Annotated in this window: 17 protein-coding genes; 9 read left to right on the top strand and 8 right to left on the bottom strand. The window is 62.1% G+C overall.

Annotation, left to right across the window (positions count from 1 at the left end; genetic code table 11):
* Positions 1 to 206: 206 nt before the first annotated feature.
* Both QCD70_RS15535 and QCD70_RS15530 read right to left on the bottom strand, forming a co-directional pair.
* Entirely contained in the window at positions 207 to 1,100 is an 894-nt protein-coding gene (locus QCD70_RS15535; protein WP_301217914.1) for an O-methyltransferase, read from the bottom strand.
* Positions 1,100 to 2,515, bottom strand: a complete 1,416-nt coding sequence (locus QCD70_RS15530) for an ATP-binding protein (protein WP_301217912.1) — start codon at positions 2,513 to 2,515, stop codon at positions 1,100 to 1,102. Before QCD70_RS15530 ends, QCD70_RS15535 begins: the two co-directional genes overlap by 1 nt.
* Positions 2,516 to 2,588: 73 nt before the next feature.
* On the opposite strand from QCD70_RS15530, the gene QCD70_RS19255 reads away from it, so the two are divergent.
* On the top strand, positions 2,589 to 3,968 hold the full coding sequence (locus QCD70_RS19255) for a DNA cytosine methyltransferase (protein ID WP_367316736.1): 1,380 nt from the start codon (positions 2,589 to 2,591) through the stop codon (positions 3,966 to 3,968).
* 165 nt (positions 3,969 to 4,133) lie between these two features.
* Here the strand turns inward: QCD70_RS19255 and QCD70_RS15520 are convergent, their stop codons facing one another.
* Positions 4,134 to 4,565: a hypothetical protein gene (locus QCD70_RS15520; protein ID WP_301217907.1), complete on the bottom strand. Its 432-nt coding sequence runs from the start codon at positions 4,563 to 4,565 to the stop codon at positions 4,134 to 4,136.
* Between the two features lie 75 nt (positions 4,566 to 4,640).
* Here QCD70_RS15520 and QCD70_RS15515 point away from each other — a divergent pair, with 75 nt between their 5' ends.
* The 3 genes from QCD70_RS15515 (at position 4,641) to QCD70_RS15505 (ending at position 6,436) form a co-directional block, all read left to right on the top strand.
* The gene (locus QCD70_RS15515) at positions 4,641 to 5,078 is read left to right on the top strand and encodes an iron chaperone (RefSeq protein ID WP_301217905.1); all 438 of its coding nucleotides are present in this window, start codon (positions 4,641 to 4,643) and stop codon (positions 5,076 to 5,078) included.
* A 119-nt stretch (positions 5,079 to 5,197) separates the two neighbouring features.
* Positions 5,198 to 5,755 (top strand): hypothetical protein, encoded by a 558-nt coding sequence (locus QCD70_RS15510; RefSeq protein WP_301217903.1) that lies wholly within the window; start codon positions 5,198 to 5,200, stop codon positions 5,753 to 5,755.
* A gap of 174 nt (positions 5,756 to 5,929) precedes the next feature.
* Positions 5,930 to 6,436 carry a hypothetical protein gene (locus QCD70_RS15505; RefSeq protein ID WP_301217901.1) on the top strand — a complete coding sequence of 169 codons (507 nt, stop codon included), beginning with the start codon at positions 5,930 to 5,932 and terminating at the stop codon, positions 6,434 to 6,436.
* Positions 6,437 to 6,482: 46 nt separating this feature from the next.
* Here the strand turns inward: QCD70_RS15505 and QCD70_RS15500 are convergent, their stop codons facing one another.
* From QCD70_RS15500 to QCD70_RS15480, 5 genes are read right to left on the bottom strand one after another with little or no spacing between them, the layout of a single operon-like run.
* The gene (locus QCD70_RS15500) at positions 6,483 to 6,839 is read right to left on the bottom strand and encodes a gamma-glutamylcyclotransferase family protein (protein WP_301217898.1); all 357 of its coding nucleotides are present in this window, start codon (positions 6,837 to 6,839) and stop codon (positions 6,483 to 6,485) included.
* Positions 6,826 to 7,131, bottom strand: a complete 306-nt coding sequence (locus tag QCD70_RS15495) for a CBU_0592 family membrane protein (protein ID WP_301217895.1) — start codon at positions 7,129 to 7,131, stop codon at positions 6,826 to 6,828. Before QCD70_RS15495 ends, QCD70_RS15500 begins: the two co-directional genes overlap by 14 nt.
* The gene (locus tag QCD70_RS15490; RefSeq protein WP_301217893.1) at positions 7,128 to 8,507 is read right to left on the bottom strand and encodes a hypothetical protein; all 1,380 of its coding nucleotides are present in this window, start codon (positions 8,505 to 8,507) and stop codon (positions 7,128 to 7,130) included. Before QCD70_RS15490 ends, QCD70_RS15495 begins: the two co-directional genes overlap by 4 nt.
* Entirely contained in the window at positions 8,504 to 9,202 is a 699-nt protein-coding gene (gene folE / locus QCD70_RS15485) for a GTP cyclohydrolase I FolE (protein WP_301217891.1), read from the bottom strand. Before folE ends, QCD70_RS15490 begins: the two co-directional genes overlap by 4 nt.
* A complete protein-coding gene (locus tag QCD70_RS15480; RefSeq protein ID WP_301217888.1) occupies positions 9,202 to 9,636 on the bottom strand; it encodes a 6-pyruvoyl trahydropterin synthase family protein in 435 nt (144 codons plus the stop codon). Before QCD70_RS15480 ends, folE begins: the two co-directional genes overlap by 1 nt.
* A gap of 245 nt (positions 9,637 to 9,881) precedes the next feature.
* Between QCD70_RS15480 and QCD70_RS15475 the strand changes: the two genes are divergently transcribed.
* From QCD70_RS15475 to QCD70_RS15455, 5 genes are all read left to right on the top strand, one after another.
* On the top strand, positions 9,882 to 12,119 hold the full coding sequence (locus QCD70_RS15475; protein ID WP_301217886.1) for a glycoside hydrolase domain-containing protein: 2,238 nt from the start codon (positions 9,882 to 9,884) through the stop codon (positions 12,117 to 12,119).
* A complete protein-coding gene (locus tag QCD70_RS15470) occupies positions 12,116 to 13,402 on the top strand; it encodes a glycosyltransferase (RefSeq protein ID WP_301217883.1) in 1,287 nt (428 codons plus the stop codon). Before QCD70_RS15475 ends, QCD70_RS15470 begins: the two co-directional genes overlap by 4 nt.
* 3 nt (positions 13,403 to 13,405) lie before the next feature.
* Positions 13,406 to 14,458, top strand: a complete 1,053-nt coding sequence (locus QCD70_RS15465; RefSeq protein WP_301217881.1) for an acyltransferase family protein — start codon at positions 13,406 to 13,408, stop codon at positions 14,456 to 14,458.
* Between the two features lie 94 nt (positions 14,459 to 14,552).
* The gene (locus QCD70_RS15460; RefSeq protein ID WP_301217879.1) at positions 14,553 to 14,843 is read left to right on the top strand and encodes a DUF4190 domain-containing protein; all 291 of its coding nucleotides are present in this window, start codon (positions 14,553 to 14,555) and stop codon (positions 14,841 to 14,843) included.
* Between the two features lie 150 nt (positions 14,844 to 14,993).
* Positions 14,994 to 15,623: a DUF6630 family protein gene (locus QCD70_RS15455; RefSeq protein ID WP_301217876.1), complete on the top strand. Its 630-nt coding sequence runs from the start codon at positions 14,994 to 14,996 to the stop codon at positions 15,621 to 15,623.
* The last annotated feature ends 1 nt before the right edge of the window (position 15,624 follow it).

The raw sequence follows: 15,624 nt of genomic DNA, 5'->3' as shown, positions 1-15,624 counted from the left end.
CACATGTGTTCCTACATAGGGCAGACATGGAGGCCAATTTACTTCGCAGTTGGCGGGAGAAGCTCATTGTGATCGAATACTCCGCGCTACGTAGGATCGATTCTTCCCATTCAGGGCTAGTGGGGCAGTTGGCGAGCCCACGAGCGGTCAGTCGGGAGGAACCAACAAACCGCGAGGGTTCCCTCGGCTCACAAGATTCGTTCTGATTAGCGCGAGCCGACTCGCCACCGATAGACCTGAGCAAAAGCTTTTATCTCCGCAGACGAAATTCCTCTGATCTGCGGTAGTGGAGTCGGGATTCCAACAAGCTCCGTTTCCAGATAGGCGATTTCTTTCTCGGTGAGCACGGGCACGTTTATCTCGAATGGGTCGTCGTCGCCGCGAATGAAATGAAGATCCTCGAAGCGGCACGAATCAATTGTCCGATCTAAAGACGAGCTGGTGGTGATGCCACCCCATGTCAGCATCTTCGCGTCATCCGCGTAGTGAAAGTTGAAGAGTTGACGAAAAGGCAAACCGTGAGCCTGCCTTCCAGCCGCGTGCGCGGTTGCTTGGAGAACGCTTCGTTCGAGTTTGGTGGGTCCCCAGCCTGCCATGTCTTTCTCGGTGAGGGAGTCGTCTACGTGGCTGCCTAGGCTAGCGCGGAGGTTGCTCAGACGTTCAGGAACCGGGACTTTTGTCGTAGCGCCATTTACGGTGACAATGACGATGCTGCCAGGTTGGCTGGAGCGCACAACGAAGTCAACGTCTCGCAGAATGTCGGTGGTGAGCACGTCGGTGTAGTCGAGCCAAGTTATGGACAATTGAGTCCAGTCAACTTGAGGGAGTTGGTCGCGGGCTTCGCCCATTAGAACACGAATGCTCTTATAGGGCTTGTTGAAGTCGAGCCGGTGCTGCATGTTCGTGTCGCGCTCAATACTCGTCATCTGAGGAACGCCGAGTCCCCGGTGGAACTCGACGAAGTCTATAAACTCCAACCCTCCAAAACCGACGTATTGATACTTGACGAGAGGAGCAATCGCGGTCAGCCTTCGACAGGCATCGACAATCATCATGCGTTGAGCTGCCTTTGCCGGCCGAAACTCATACTGACGTGCCATCAGTCGATCTCTTGGTCGTAGAAGTAGTCGAAGGTGAGGCGGCCAACTTCAGAACCGCTGCTTGCCCCTATCGCTTGGGCAACCTCCTCAAATCGGTCCAAGTCAACGGCATACTGGATACGTTGAATCTTGGGTGTTGGAGGAGCCTTCGGCTTGGGTGGCGGAGCAGCCGGAGTGACCATCTGCGACGAAGTCGCGAGCGAACTGATTGGTTTGTCAGGTGTTTCGTCCAGAGCTACGAGCAAATCGGGCTTCACATCCTCGTCCTCAACACGAGCGCGTACCTGTTTTGCGCGGTTAATCACGGCTTGCACTGCGACTAGCGTTGTCTTCATTTCCGACTGAACCGCCCGGAACACAGGTGAGTCACGGTCGACGGCGGTCTTTGTTGTGTTCCACGGCAAGAGGCTGGCATCGTCTGCCGAAAGGTAGACGAAGCCTCTGAAGAGACGGTACTGGGGGTGGTACGCGGCTGCTGGATTGCCCCACCCAGTGATGGGTGTCCTGTCTGCGACGAGCAACAGCCTGTCGTTGCAGAAGAGGTACCACCCGGCGTCACCAGGGTCTTGGAAGTTCTCTGCCTGACCATCGTCCTCGGGATCGATTTCTTTCTCGCGCTTCGGCGGCGCTACGGTTCCGGCATAAAGCTTCACATCCACAACGCCGCCGTCAGCCCCAGAGACTTGAAATTCTTTGAAGACCGGTCGCACAACGTCTGATGCTTGGAGTGATGGCCTCGACGCCGAAAGTGGCTTGTCGCTATTGAGAAACAGTTGTAATCCGCTCTGGATTGACTCTTGATGACGAATCCGCAGTTCAGTCCGCAGCGCCTGCACGATGGTGGGATCGTTCAGATCGTCTTGGACACTCGGATGAAGGTTCGTCACCGAGATCATCGTTCCTGCTGCCTCGATCGGCAAGAGAGAAATGTTCTCTTCTACTCTGTTGAACTGGAATGTCCAGTCGCCCTGGATGGCCCAGTCCTCAACGTCTACTTCCAGATCGAAGCGTGAGCCGTCATCCTTGCCGGTCGCACCGCGGTGGGCAGATTCGACAGAAAAAGCGTTCCCGATCTTGAATATGGCGCGTTTCATTCCGACACCGAATTGACCAACTGAGCGTTTCACGCCCGTGAAACTTTTGGAGCGCCCGAATCGGAATGCGTAATGTCGAGCGATTTCAGCCGAGATGCCACCTGAGTTGTCCGCAATTGTGAAGGAGCCATTGCCGAAATTAATCTTCACCCATTGTCCCGATAGATCGCCATCGGGGTGGAGGCCGCGTGCTCCGTCCACGCTGTTGTCGAGGAGATCAACGATGGCGGGGAGTAGCTCGATGTCCTTCGTTAGCATTTCGATGAAGAAACGTTTCTCGGCGCCAGCATCGATCGTCGTGTCAGGGGTAGATGTGACCATTTACACATGATGCCCGACTTCTGCTGGCCCGAAGGGAACACGGGGTCTCTAGTTGCGTGCGTTCGAGTGCAAGATGTGCGATCGTCGTAGGATGCCTCTATCCACTAGCCGAGCGCGTTCGACGCGGCCCATCGCAGTAGATCTTTTCGCCGGCGCAGGCGGAATGAGTCTCGGGTTTGAACAGGCAGGCTATGATGTGGTCGCTGCTGTGGAATACGATCCCGTTCATGCCGCTACTCATGCCTTCAACTTTCCTCAGGGTGAGGTCGTATGTCGTGACGCCTCGAAGCTTCTGCCTGTTGATGTGATGGCAGCTGCCGAGCGCGGCTTTCGGCGGCTCCACCCCGGTGTCCCTTGGCCGGGCCGGATCGATGCACTGATCGGCGGCCCGCCTTGTCAAGGTTTCTCCACTGGGGGAAAGCGCGAACAGGGTGACGAGCGCAACAACCTGCTTCTGCATTTTGTTCGAATGGTTGAAGAGCTCAAGCCACAGACCTTCTGTCTGGAGAACGTGGCGGGCCTGCTCGAGAAGAAATTCGATGACGTTCGCGAGGAAGCGTTCGACCGACTCCGAAAGGCTGGGTATTCGCTCTCTGGGACCGACAAGCCCGTGAACAGTCTTCATTTCGGTGTGCCGCAGACCCGCCGGAGAGTCATCGTACTGGGGGCGCTGGGTGGGGCCGCTCCGTCGCGTCCTGTTCCCATCGAGGGCGAGGTGTCAGTGGAAGAAGCCCTTGATGGGCTGCCGTCGCCTATCGACTATGACGGACTGCTCGAATCGGATGAGGTAGAACTCAACCCAGAGGATGCTAAGAGGCGAGCATCGATCAAGAGCCCATACGCGCGCGCATTAGCTGGTGTCGACGTACTGCCTGGTGACAAGTCGAGACCAAGGTTGTGGGAACCATCCCGCTTGACAGGGTCGCGTCGGACCGTTCACACAGCGGAGACGGTCCAGCGGTTCGCGCTAACCGAGCGCGGAGCGGTCGAACCTAAGAGTCGCCTATACAGGCTCCCACTCGATGGGCCTTCTCGAACGCTAAGGGCGGGCACTGGCTCTGAGAGAGGGTCGCATACGTCTCCGCGGCCGATTCACCCTCATGAGAATCGTGTTGTAACTGTGCGGGAAGCGGCGCGGCTGCATGGCTACCCAGACTGGTTCCGGTTCCACACCACCAATTGGCATGGGCATCGACAGGTCGGCAATAGCGTCCCGCCGCCACTCGCGCGAGCGGCAGCTCTCGCGCTCCTGGGATCACTGACCTATGCGCCGAGCGCGCTTCGCGCTGCAATATCGCTCGGAGATGCATCCCTATTGACGCTGTCTCGCACGAAAGCGCAGCCAATAGTTGATGCGCTGGTCGACGAACTACCGGGGAAGAGGACGAGGAGACCGACCATCAAGATTGATGACGGCGACACGTTTGACGCCCGTGAAGCCGGAACCGGGTAAACATTCGCCCGATGCGGCGACGCTGATGGGCGGATGGTTCTGCTGTCGTTATGATTCAACGGGTGATGGTGCCGAGGAGAGTTCGTGCCTCAAGTTTTAGGCCAATGCGAGTTGCTAAGTTGAAGGCAGAAAACCGACGTTCGAATTATTCCGCGGCCTTTGGGCTCACATCGACGCGCGCAGAATGAGGTCCGCGATCGCCTTCTCTACCGCAGGCGTCAGCGTCATCACCGCGAATGACGTCGGCCACATCTCTCCGTCGTCGAGGGCCGCGTCTTCACTGAAGCCCAGGGTGCAGTAGCGCGTCTTGAACTTGGCCGCGCTCTGCACGAACAGGATGACCTTGCCCTCTGTGTTCGCATAGGCCGGCTGGCTGTACCAGGTCTTCGGCATCAGCTGGGGTGCGTGTTGCGCGACGAGTTCGTGGATGCGGCCCGCGATAGCGGCATCCGATTCGGGCATCTCTGCGATCGCCTTCGCTACGGCCTTCTCGCCCGCCTCGCGGTTCTTGCCCGCCTTGGCCTCGTCGCGCAGCTCCTTCGCGCGCTCCTTGACGGCGTCGCGTTCTTCTTTGCTCAGTCCTTCGGCAGCGGCCATGGTGGTCTCCTTCGGTCGTTCATCAACAGAGGCGCCACATGTGTGCGGCGGTGTTTTCAGAATAGGGATGCCCGCATGCTGCGCGCTTCTTCGATCCTGACCGATATTGATCAGCGCGACGAGGCGTGGGATTCTGGGCGCATGACAGAGAGGTTCACCTCGGTCGACGAGTACATCGAGTCGCAGCCCGCCGAGCAGCAGGCGATCCTGCGCGAGATCAGACGAGTTCTGCTCGAGGCGGTGCCCGGCGGTGAAGAGAAGTACCGCTATGACATGCCCGCCGTCATGTTCGACGGCCGCTACGGGCTGCACTACGCCGCCTGGAAGAAGTTCGTCGGCCTCTATCCGGTCGCTCGGCTCGACGACGGCGAACACGACGCGCTCGAAGAAGAGATCGCGCCCTATCGCGCAGCCAAAGACTCGATCAACTTTCCGTACTCGAAACCGATCCCGTATGACCTGATCGGGCGGGTGGCCGCGGCGCTCGCGGCGCGGCGAGTCGAGAGCGCCTAGAAGACAACGAGAATCTGTCGCCCGACTTCGATAGATTTGCCGAGGGTGATCGATTCGGGGACCGCTTGCTCGCCACGACTGATGTCGCGAATGAGCGGCCCGACGAAAGAAGTTTCAGCGTGCACAGAATCCTCGATCGCACCGCGGGTAGCCGCATGAGGGCGGCGGCCCTGCTCATGGTGACGGCCGCCGTCGCGGTCGGGCTCGTCGGATGCACTCCTGGTCCGCTCTCCGACGACCGGAGCACAGAGCCGACGACACAGAATTCACCTCCCGCCCAGGCCGGCGAGGCGCCTACCGTCGAGATCTCCTTCGAGCACGAGGGCAGGGAGGTTACGGTGACCGGCCACCCCGATCGCCCGCTCTGCCAACCCGACGGCGCCGCGCAGTGGAGTACGTGGTCGGCAGCCGACGACTCGGGCGCGAGCATCCCAGATAGGGCAGGCGATGATGTGTTCGTCGGCGCATGGGCCGTATCCGACTTCGCCGTCTTGTTCACCGGCAAGGGTGCCGTGCTGAACGAGGACGACGGCATCATGTTTGGCACCGAGATTCCGGGTGAGGTGCTCATCCTCGAGAGGTCATCGACCGATCTGCGTGTTGCCGAGCTCGACACCGACGACGCCGTCAGAGTCGACGCGACCCTCACGTTCGCGCTCGAGTGCGCGGCCGATTAGAGGCTGCCGCCGCCCAATGATTTGCTTGCGGCAATGCGTCGACGGCTACTCAATAAACAAGAAGAAACATTCGCCCGACTTCGATAGATTCGTCGAGGGTGATCGATTCGGGGACCGCGCACTCGCCATGGCTCATGTCGCGAACACGGCGGCCCGACGAGAGAAGTCTTTAGCGTGCACAGAATCCTCGATCTTCGAATCACTCGCTGGCCGATCAAACTGGCCTACATCGTCGTCGTCTGCCTGATCAGGTACCCCTTTCTCGCGCTTCTCTCGGCTGTGGGCCTGCACCCTCTTGCCGTGAACATCATCGATTCGATCGTGCTGCTCGCGGTGATCTTTCTGGCCACGCGCATTTTTCGGGGCGCAGGAGAACCGGTCACTCCCGCGCGCCCCTGGTGGCAGATGACCGCGTGGCCCAAACTCAGCCGGCGATTGGGCATCCTCCTGTTGGTCGGCACAGCATTTACGCTCGTATTCGTTGTACTCACCGTGACCGGCGTTATTGAGGAAAGCGCTTCGAACCGCCTCACGCTCGGCGAGTGGATAGCCAGCCTCGTGTTCAACGTGATCGTCTGCGCTTTCTACCTGAATTCGGCAATCAGGCAGACTCGCGGCGGCGTCACGCGGCCCGTGTCGCCCGCAGCCCCGACGTTCAAACCGTGGAGCAAGCTCGGCTAACCGGGAGTCAGGCGCGGGCTACGAGTGGTCGGCCGACGCGCTCCAATCAGACGGGGAAGTAAACCCAAGCCTCGATCTCGTTGTCGATCCGGACTAATTGCCGCGCGTATTCGGGGGCCTCGAAGCCGTCCGCAATGCGCAATTCTTCTGGTGTCAGTGCGAGAAGCTGCCCTCTCAAGATCGAATCCGGATGAGCGGATGGTTGGAGAACGAGTCGGGTGTCGCTCGTGCCGAAGATCGGGTCGTGATGATCTGCGGGTACCGGAACCTCGATGACTTCGAATCCTGAGAGGTGAGCAGGCCGCGACTCGAATGCGCGTCCGAACATGGCTTCTTGAACCTCTCGTCTTTGCAGAGCTCCGTAGGAGAAGACCAGAAGATCCGTCGAATCATCGTGCTGCATCGGTGACTCCTTCCGGATCTGCCACATCTGTATGTGACGCCTTGATCCTCTGCCGCAGCCAGGCGATGCACCCGTAGATGCTGATCGCCAGCCAGAAGATCTCGATGATGGCTGACGATAGGTTCCAATGAAAAGCCAGCGAGAAGAGTACGAGCACCGAGGCTGTGGCGTTGAGGGAGGAATAGCTGAGGTCGCTGACTTTGAGAACAGATATCTGGAGAAGAAAGTAAGTCACTACGACAATCGAGACGCCGACAATGCCGACAATATTTGCGATTTCTGGAATGTTCACGGAACGATTCCTTTCAATTTGTATGGGCCAAGGGAGTGTGACCGTGCTTTTACAGAACGAACAGCGGAATCGACGTGTTCGATGATGTTCTTCGCCGTCTTGGTTGCAGAGACGGGACGGCCCGCGAACATGATCGGTTCGTCGTGGTACCAGCCTTCATAGAGACCTCGCTGGGCCTCGAACTCGACGCGGATACGAAGTAGGTCGAACCACGAAAGCTTCATCAGGTGCGTCGCATCGTTGAGGTCGTCAGTGCCGAGTATGTCTCGGACGACACCCCGCAGGCCCATGATTCTGGGGTCTCTCGATTCTTCTGATTCCGCTTGCAGATGCCTTAGCGGGGCGCCGAGGGTTTCCCTGAGGCGTTCCGTATCTGGGTGCTGCAAGCCGTTCACAATGTCGCCTATCTTCTCGAACAGGCTGTCCATCGGATGAACGACAATATGGAGCGGCCACAGGTAGATCGACGAGAGGTAACTCCAGAGGCGGGTGGAGAGGGGGTCGTTGTTGTGGCCCTTCCCTATCGTTTCCACGAAGGATGCGACTGCCTCGAAGTAACGGATGGCATGAGTCAATATCGCTTCGTGATCATCGGAGGTCAACAGACCTGCAGTCAATGAACGATGAGTGCGATGCGCCCAGTATTCATAGTTGAAGGTGCTCATCATGTCTGCGCCCCAGGATTCGACGTCTGCGGCTGCGGCAGCCAAAGACATCGGACTTAGCTTTCCGATTCCGAACGACGGATTGGTGTAAAGCGCGATGTGATGCAGATAGTCGTGGATGGCGTGATCCCAGGCGTGATCATATAGCTCGACCACGTGCTCAAACCCACTGGTTTGCAGAAGTCGCATTACCTCGGGATCGAGCGTAGTCACGCTAAGCAATACTCCGGCGCCTCGCGCGTCGTTCAACTCACGATCAATCCTGATGAAGCCCCAACTATTGACATAACCATCGAACGTGTATGTCCTCGGGAAGGAGAACGTGAGGTCGTGCGAAACAGCTAGTGCGTCTCTAATACTCGGATGCACCACACGGTCGGTGAGGTGGGTCTTCTCGCTCGTTACGTCCTGGAAAAATGACTCCGAGATCGTATGGTTTCTCGAGATGTAGAGCACTCCGCTCGCGACGGGTGCCTCCTGAAAGAGCGTCTCGAGGTTGCGCCCGCCGCCGAGTCCAGGCCAATGCTCAGCCGATCTGATCTCCGCTTCCCAAGCGTGAAGGAAGGGTGCAACCTCTCTGCACTCGCGCTCCACGAGAAGATCGAAATTTTCCGTTTGAAGGCGACGAACCATGTGGTCGAAGTTTCCACCGTCGCGAAAATCTGCGACGTCGATATCCCACGCGATTCGATCGGTCAGGAAGCGGCTCACGAGAGCTGGCTGCTTGTATCGGGTATTGCTCCGAAGAATTCATCTCGGATCGGGCCGCTGAGGAACTGTCCGCCGAGGTCGATGGTCCTCGTCAGCGCGTTGTGGTCTCGAATTCCACGCATTCGAACGCAGAGATGTACGGCATCGACGGCGACGGCGACGCTCTCGGTTCCGAGAATCTCTGCCAGTTCCTGAGCGATCTGGCGCGTCAAGCGTTCCTGTACCTGAGGGCGGCGGGCGAAGTACTTCGCTACTCGATTGAGTTTCGAAAGGCCGATAACTCGATCTTCCGGAACATAGGCAATGTGGCAGTACCCGAGAATCGGAACGAAATGATGCTCGCAAATACTTTCGATCGAAATACCGGTCTCGATGAGGGGAGAGCGATAGCCGAACGTGTTCGATTGTGTAGTGATCTTCGGATACGCCGCCTCGCTCAGGCCCTCGAAGACTTCATGGACCAGCATCTTGGCATAGCGATTCGGCGTGTTTCGGATCGAATCGTCATTCAGATCGAGTCCGAGAGTGGCGAGGATCTCCCTGAAGTTCGATTCGATCCGGTGAACTTTCTCGGCATCGGTGAGGCCATTCTCGTTCCAGGGGTACGGAATGCGCAGCGATGTGGGGGATGGGCTCAGCATGGTTTCAATCGATTCATCCAGCGTGTCGACTGCTGACTTGCGTAGATCGGTCATCAGCGTGAAGCCTCCGCGATGCAGTTGCTGGTCTCTTCTACGCTCACTTTCGTCACTGTGACGCCCGTGCCCTGCAGCGCATCTGGGCAGACCTCATCGAGAAGAAAATGCGCCATCTCTTCGGCGGTCGGATTGAAATCACAGACGAAAGGGTCTTTCGCGCGAGGCATCGACAACAGGGCTGCGAGAACGTCGGTGTCGTGCCTGTTCACGAGAAACGTGTGATCCCAGTTTGTATCGATCCAACCTCCAACTTTCTCTTTGAGAACGCCGAAGTCGATCACACGACCGATCTCGTCTAGGGAGCTAGCTGTCGCGGTGATGCGCACATAGTAGTTATGGCCGTGAGCCGTCGAACATTTCGATTCATGATTCATCACTCGATGCCCGGCACTGAAATGCAGTCGGCGGGTGCATGTGATCAGAGAATTCATACTGTGGCTTTCGTTTGTGGAGTCCCCCGTCCGCACACGACCATAGCCACTTCGGTGGCCCCCTAATGGGGTGCGTCGATCTCGTAATCGGCATTTAATGCTTGTGAAACGCTCCAGACATATCACACAATACGAGCCGGATACACGACCGTTGGCCCTGCGTTCATCTGCCCGCTCCGGCTGGTTCACCCTTCGGATGCCGTCGGCTCTTAGCGTCACATCATGAATCGACGGCCGGCGCTCGCATGATCGGACACGTCGACCCCTTCATCGGGTCCGAGCCCACCGCCCTGACCCCGCAGACCGGGCTCGCCGCCACGTGGTGGTGGCCGAAGCCCCAGATCGGCAACACGCATCCGGGCGCCACCTACCCGCTCGGCATGGTGTCGGCCTGCGCCTATTCCGGCGCCTATCCGACCGGCTACGGGCGCTACGACCTGAGTCTCGAGGGCGTGCCCTCGACCCTGCACGACCGGCCCACGGCATCCGGATTCACGCACTTTCAGCAGTCGGGCACCGGCGCGATTCGCAAGTACTACAACTACTTCCGCGTCACGCCCATGGTCGAGCCACTGGATGCGTTGGGCAGGCTCTGGAATCTCACGGACGAGACCGCAGAGCCCGGCTTCTACAGCGCCACGCTCGACTCCGGCGTGCGAGCAGAGCTGACCGTCGGACCGAAGAGCGCCGTGCACCGGTACACGTTCCCGGAAGACCCGAGGGCGCGCGTCGTGATCGACTTCTCGCTCGGCGGCCTGTCGATTCCCTACGGCGCGACGATCCCGCTGCGCGCCCACCTCGAGACCCTCGAGCCGGGCGTCGCGCAGGGCGAGATCGTGGTCGAGGGCACGCCGATCGCCGTGTACATCGAGTGCGACACCCCGCAGTGGCGGCAGATGCTGTTCTACGACCGCCGTCTGATGCCGGGCGGCAAGCGGCTCGATTTCGACCACATCAGGCCCACGACCCTGAGGCCGTTCGGGCTCATGTGGGCGGGGCCGTCGAGGGCGGGCGAGACCATCGAGCTGCGCATCGGATTCTCTCTGCGGGGCGTCGAGCAGGCCCGGCGCAATCTGCGAGACGACTGCGGTGACGGCCCGGCGCGCTTCGATCCGCGGCGCGAGAAGACGAAGCGCACGTGGCGCAAGCAGCTCAAGTCGATCGCCGTCAAGACGAGCTCGAGCGAGCGGCAGACGGTGTTCTCGACCGCGCTGTACCACTCGCTGATCAAGCCCTGCCTTGCCCCGTCGGAGAGCCCCTTCTGGCCGAGCGACGGGCCCTTCGCCTTCGACATCAGCACCATGTGGGACATCTACCGCACGCAGCTTCCACTGCTCACGGCACTGATGCCCGAGCGCGCCGTCGAGCTGGCCAACGCGCTGCTCACCATCTGCGAGGAGGAGGGCAACTTTCCGATCGGGTACCGGATGGCGCGGGGGAGCGACCGCTTCTCGCGGCAGGGCAGCGCGCTCGCGCACACCTTCCTCGCCGACCTCTGCCAGCTCGGCCTGCCCGGCATCGACTGGGAGTGGGCGCTCGTGCACATGTCCGACGACCTGCGCCGCACCTACGGCGAGGAATTCCTGCTGCACGGCGAGGCGCATCCGATCAGCCACACCCTCGACCTGGCCTTCGGGTACTGGGCCACGGCCAAGGTCGCGCGCCGCGTGGGAGACACGGCGCTCGCGGAGCAGTTCGAGGCGCTCGCCGAACGCTGGGTCAACGCATTCGACCCGTCGAGCGGGCTGCTGAAGGACTCCACCTACTACGAGGGCACCCGCTACAACTATTCGTTCCGCTTGCTGCACGACATGGCGTCGCGCATCGAGCTCAGCGGCGGCGCCGACGCATTCGTCAGACAGCTCGACGAGTTCTTCGGCTACGGCGCTGCCGCCGTGACGCAGCCGGGCAACAGGCCCGGCGTCGTCGAGATGCTCGCCGGCTACGAGCTCGGACGCTTCGAGGGCCTCAATAACGAGCCCGACATGGAGGCTCCCTGGGCGTACCACTACGCCGGGCGCCCGGACCGCACCGCCGAGATCGTGCACAACGTGCTGCTGCAGCAGTTCGGAACCGGCCGCGGCGGCCTGCCAGGCAACGACGACTCGGGCGGGCTCAGCTCGTGGAACGTGTGGGCCTCGCTCGGCCTCTTTCCCGTCGCCGGCCAGAACGTCATCCTCGTGAACGCGCCGCTCTTCGCGAGCGCGACCATCGCGGTGGGCGACGAGAGCTTCCGCATCCGCACCCGCAACTTCGTGGAACCCGTGCACGGCGGCCCTGTGCAGTACGTGCAGTCGATGCAGCTGAATGGCGCACCGCTCGACCGCAGCTGGATCAGCGGATCCGAGCTGCACCGCGGGGGCGAGCTTCTCGTAGACCTCGGCCCCGAGCCCAGCGACTGGGCCACGACGAACCTTCCTCCATCGCGTCCAGGCCCGGTACGCGAACCCGCCGTTCCACCAATCCAGGGAGTACAGCCATGACCACCATCGACAACCGTCTCGTGATCATCGTGCGAGCCGATCCGGTCATCTGCGGCCACTCCGTGGAGGCCCGCAACCTGGCCGAGACCGCCCTCGAGCGCGGCTTCGACGAGGTGCGCATCATCACCTGGCCCATCGACGTGCTCGAGCGCGCCGGGCTCCCGCTCAAGCCGCTCGACTCGGTTCTGCCCTACAGCGACGGCATCATCGTCGAGCGCCCGGCCCCTGTCGGCGACTACAAGGTGCCCGACGGTCGCCACCTCGCCGGCATCACCGGCCGCCTCGTCGAGCTCTTCACCGACGGCGTTCCCACCGTGTGCCTCTCGCTGTACCTGAGCCCGCACACCATCGCCGCCGCCGATGCCGTTCGCGCGGCGCTCGGAACCGGCCTGCCGGTGAACGTCACCACCATCGCCGAGGCCGTGGGCTCCGACGTGACCAACGTGGTGCGCACCGCCGTCGAGGAGGGCAGGCTCGGCGCCGCGGCCCACATCCTCACCAGCTACCTGAGCCAGGACTACTGCGTCGCCGTCTCGGACTACACCCGCCAGCTCATCATCAGCGAGGCCGAGCGCGTCGACGAGCAGCACGGAACCCGCTTCGCCGAGCAGTGCCGCGCCAAGATCCGCGTCTCGTACCCCGCCATCGACGCCGACGCCTACGTCGATCTCGACGACGGACTGCTGAACGAGGTGCTCGCCGCCCGCGGACTCGAGCGCGACGGCTACGTGCTGTTCCTCTCGAGACTCACCCACGCCAAGGGCGTCGAAGAGCTCATCGAGGGCTTCGAGCGCAGCGGCGTGCACCGCGACAAGACCCTGGTGATCGCCGGCCGGGGCCCGCAGGCCGACGCATTCCGCGCGGCCGCCGCGGCATCCGGGGTCTCGTCGCGCATCCGCTTTCTCGATGACGTGGGAGACGCCGAGAAGCCGTACCTGATGAAGGGATGCGCGGCGTTCGTTCTGCCCAGCAAGCCGCGGCCGGAATTCGTCGAGACGTTCGGCATCGCGCTCGCCGAGAAGATGCTCGCCGGCGGCGGCCCGATCATCACGACCCTCACCGGCGGTATCGGCGAGGCGATCGGCGACCACGCGATCGTGGTTCCCGTCGAAGACCCGGATGCGATCGCCCGGGCCCTCGTGCGGGCTCTCGTCGAGACCACGGCCGACGAACGCGAGGAGTGGGCTGCCCGCGCCCGCGAGTACGCCCTGCAGTTCGACCGCCGGGTGGTCTTCGACCGCATGTTCGAGCCGGTCGTGCGTCGGGCCGTTCCGGTGAGCTAGCGGGTGGGCGCCCGGCTCGCCTGGGTGGATGCCGCGCGCGGCATCTGCGTGCTGCTGGTCGTCCTCCTGCACGTGCGGATCTTCGTGTACGCGCCCCTGGCGCCGCCGACGAACGGCGTCGAGATCTGGACGCAGCTCACCGAGTTCTTCGGGGCGTTCCGTCTTCCCCTGCTGTTCGTGGTGTCGGGCCTCGTCGCCTCGAAGCGGGTGCGCGCGGGGTGGAGCGACCGGCGCACGGTTCTGCGGGCGGTGTCGCTGTACTGGCTCTATCTGGTGTGGCTGACGGTGTATGCGGTGCTGTCGATCGTGTTCATCTCGCCGGGGATTCCCTTTCGGGTGATGACGCCCCTGCACTACCTCGAGCAGGTGTTCGTGCCCGACTCGATGCTGTGGTTCATCTTCGCGCTCGCGGCCTCTGTCGTGCTGCTCGCCAGCCTGAAAAGGGTGCGGCCGGCCGTGATGCTGGCCGTGCTCGCGATCGCCTCGGTCGCGACGGGGGCCGTTCCCCTGACGAGAGATGAGGCGCTCTGGCTGCACGTCGTCTACTACGCGGTGTTCTTCGCGGTCGGCGTCTACCTCGCGCCCGCACTGCGCGCGCTCGCCACGAGCCGAGTGCGCTGGCGCGTGCCCCTGGCCGTCGGCGCGTTCATCGCCTGCCAGCTTCTGTGGCAGCAGAGCGTCGAGGGCACCGTGCTCGAGAGCGCGCTTCGACTGCTGCGAGACAGCTCGGCCGTCGTGCTGTCGATCGTGGTGATCGCCCTCCTCGTGCGCTGGCAGCCGTTCGCGGCGACGGCCTCGGCGATCGGCAGGCGCACGCTGCCCGTCTTCGTGCTGCAGCTGCCGCTGATCTGGGTGCTCTACCTCCTGCCTCCGGTGGAGTGGTCGCTCGATGTCGCGTGGATCCGCCATCTGGCGCCGCTCCTCTGCACGGCGCTGATCGTCGCGGCGAGCCTCGGCATCCACTCGCTCGTGATGCGCGGATCAGGGCGCGTGCTCTTCGGGCTGCCGCAGGGGTGGCGCCGCCGAATTCTGCAGAGGGTCGCATCCGAGACATAGGGCGGGCCCGACCCTCATAGGTCGCGAACCTGCGGTACGGTGTGGGCGTTCCGCGTGATGATCACGCTTCCTTTCACCGATGGAGAACTCACCGATGACCACCCCCTCGTACACCCCAGCGCCGACCGCCTCGAACAAGAAGACCCTCGCGATCCTGTCGCTCGTCTTCGGCATCGTGAGCATCGTCTTCTGCCTGTTCCTGCCCATCATCTGGATTCTCCTGGCCATCGCCGGCGTCATCCTCGGCTTCATGTCGCGCAAGCGCGAGCCGCAGGCCCGCAGCCTGTCGCTCGCCGGCATCATCCTGAGCTTCGTGGGCATCGCCGCGAACATCGTGTCGATGATCATCGGCGCCGCGCTCGCGGTCTCGATGATGCAGAGCTGACACTCTGCCTCGTGTGAACGGGCTGCACCCCGCCGGATAATCGGCGGGGCGCGGCCCGTTCGCGGTTGATAAGGGGGATGCGCCGGCAGGCCGAGGGTGTCAGGCTGGTGATACGCGAGGGCGGCCCGCTCTCACTGGGAGGAGACGGCCATGGCGTGGAACCCGTTCCGCCGCAGGTCCGATCCTGAAGCCGCGCCGCGGCCGGTCTCCGAGAATCGGCCGCAGGCATCCGATGATGCCGTCGCCGCGCGCTGGCGTGAGCTCGCCGCCCTGCTGACACCGGATGCCGGGCTCGCCGAGGTCGTGCTGCTCGCCCACGGCTCGCCGGCCGACTACCTGCGACTGCACGTCGCAGAGGCCGAGAACCGCGGCCTCGAAGACGACGACGTCGACCCGTGGTTCGCCCTGATCGACTGGCTGGTCGAGAACGAGCTCGCGCACGAACTCGACTGGAAGGAGAACGCGGCCGAACTCGCCTGGGGACTCAGTCGCATGAGCGCCGTGCTCTCGAGCGGCGTCGACCTGCAGTCGGTCGACGACCCCGACGCGCACCTCACCTTCGGCATGCTGCGCGCCAATGAGATCCTCGCGCCGGCAGGGCTCGAGCTCGTGGTCTTCGACATCGACTCCGACTCGTTTCCCGTCGTGCTCGTCGAGACGGCGACGCACGATCGCATCGTGGCGCTCGCGTCGGAGCTGGGGCATCGCGTCGACGTGATGACGATCGAGCGTGCCCGGCACGAGGGCGGACGCGACTACACGGGCGAGATCGAGCTCTGAG

It is taken from the genome of Agreia sp. PsM10, from assembly GCF_030433855.1.
GTDB lineage: Bacteria > Actinomycetota > Actinomycetes > Actinomycetales > Microbacteriaceae > Agreia.
Note: the sequence above shows the minus strand (reverse complement) of the source record. Positions and strands in the feature narration are given on the sequence as shown.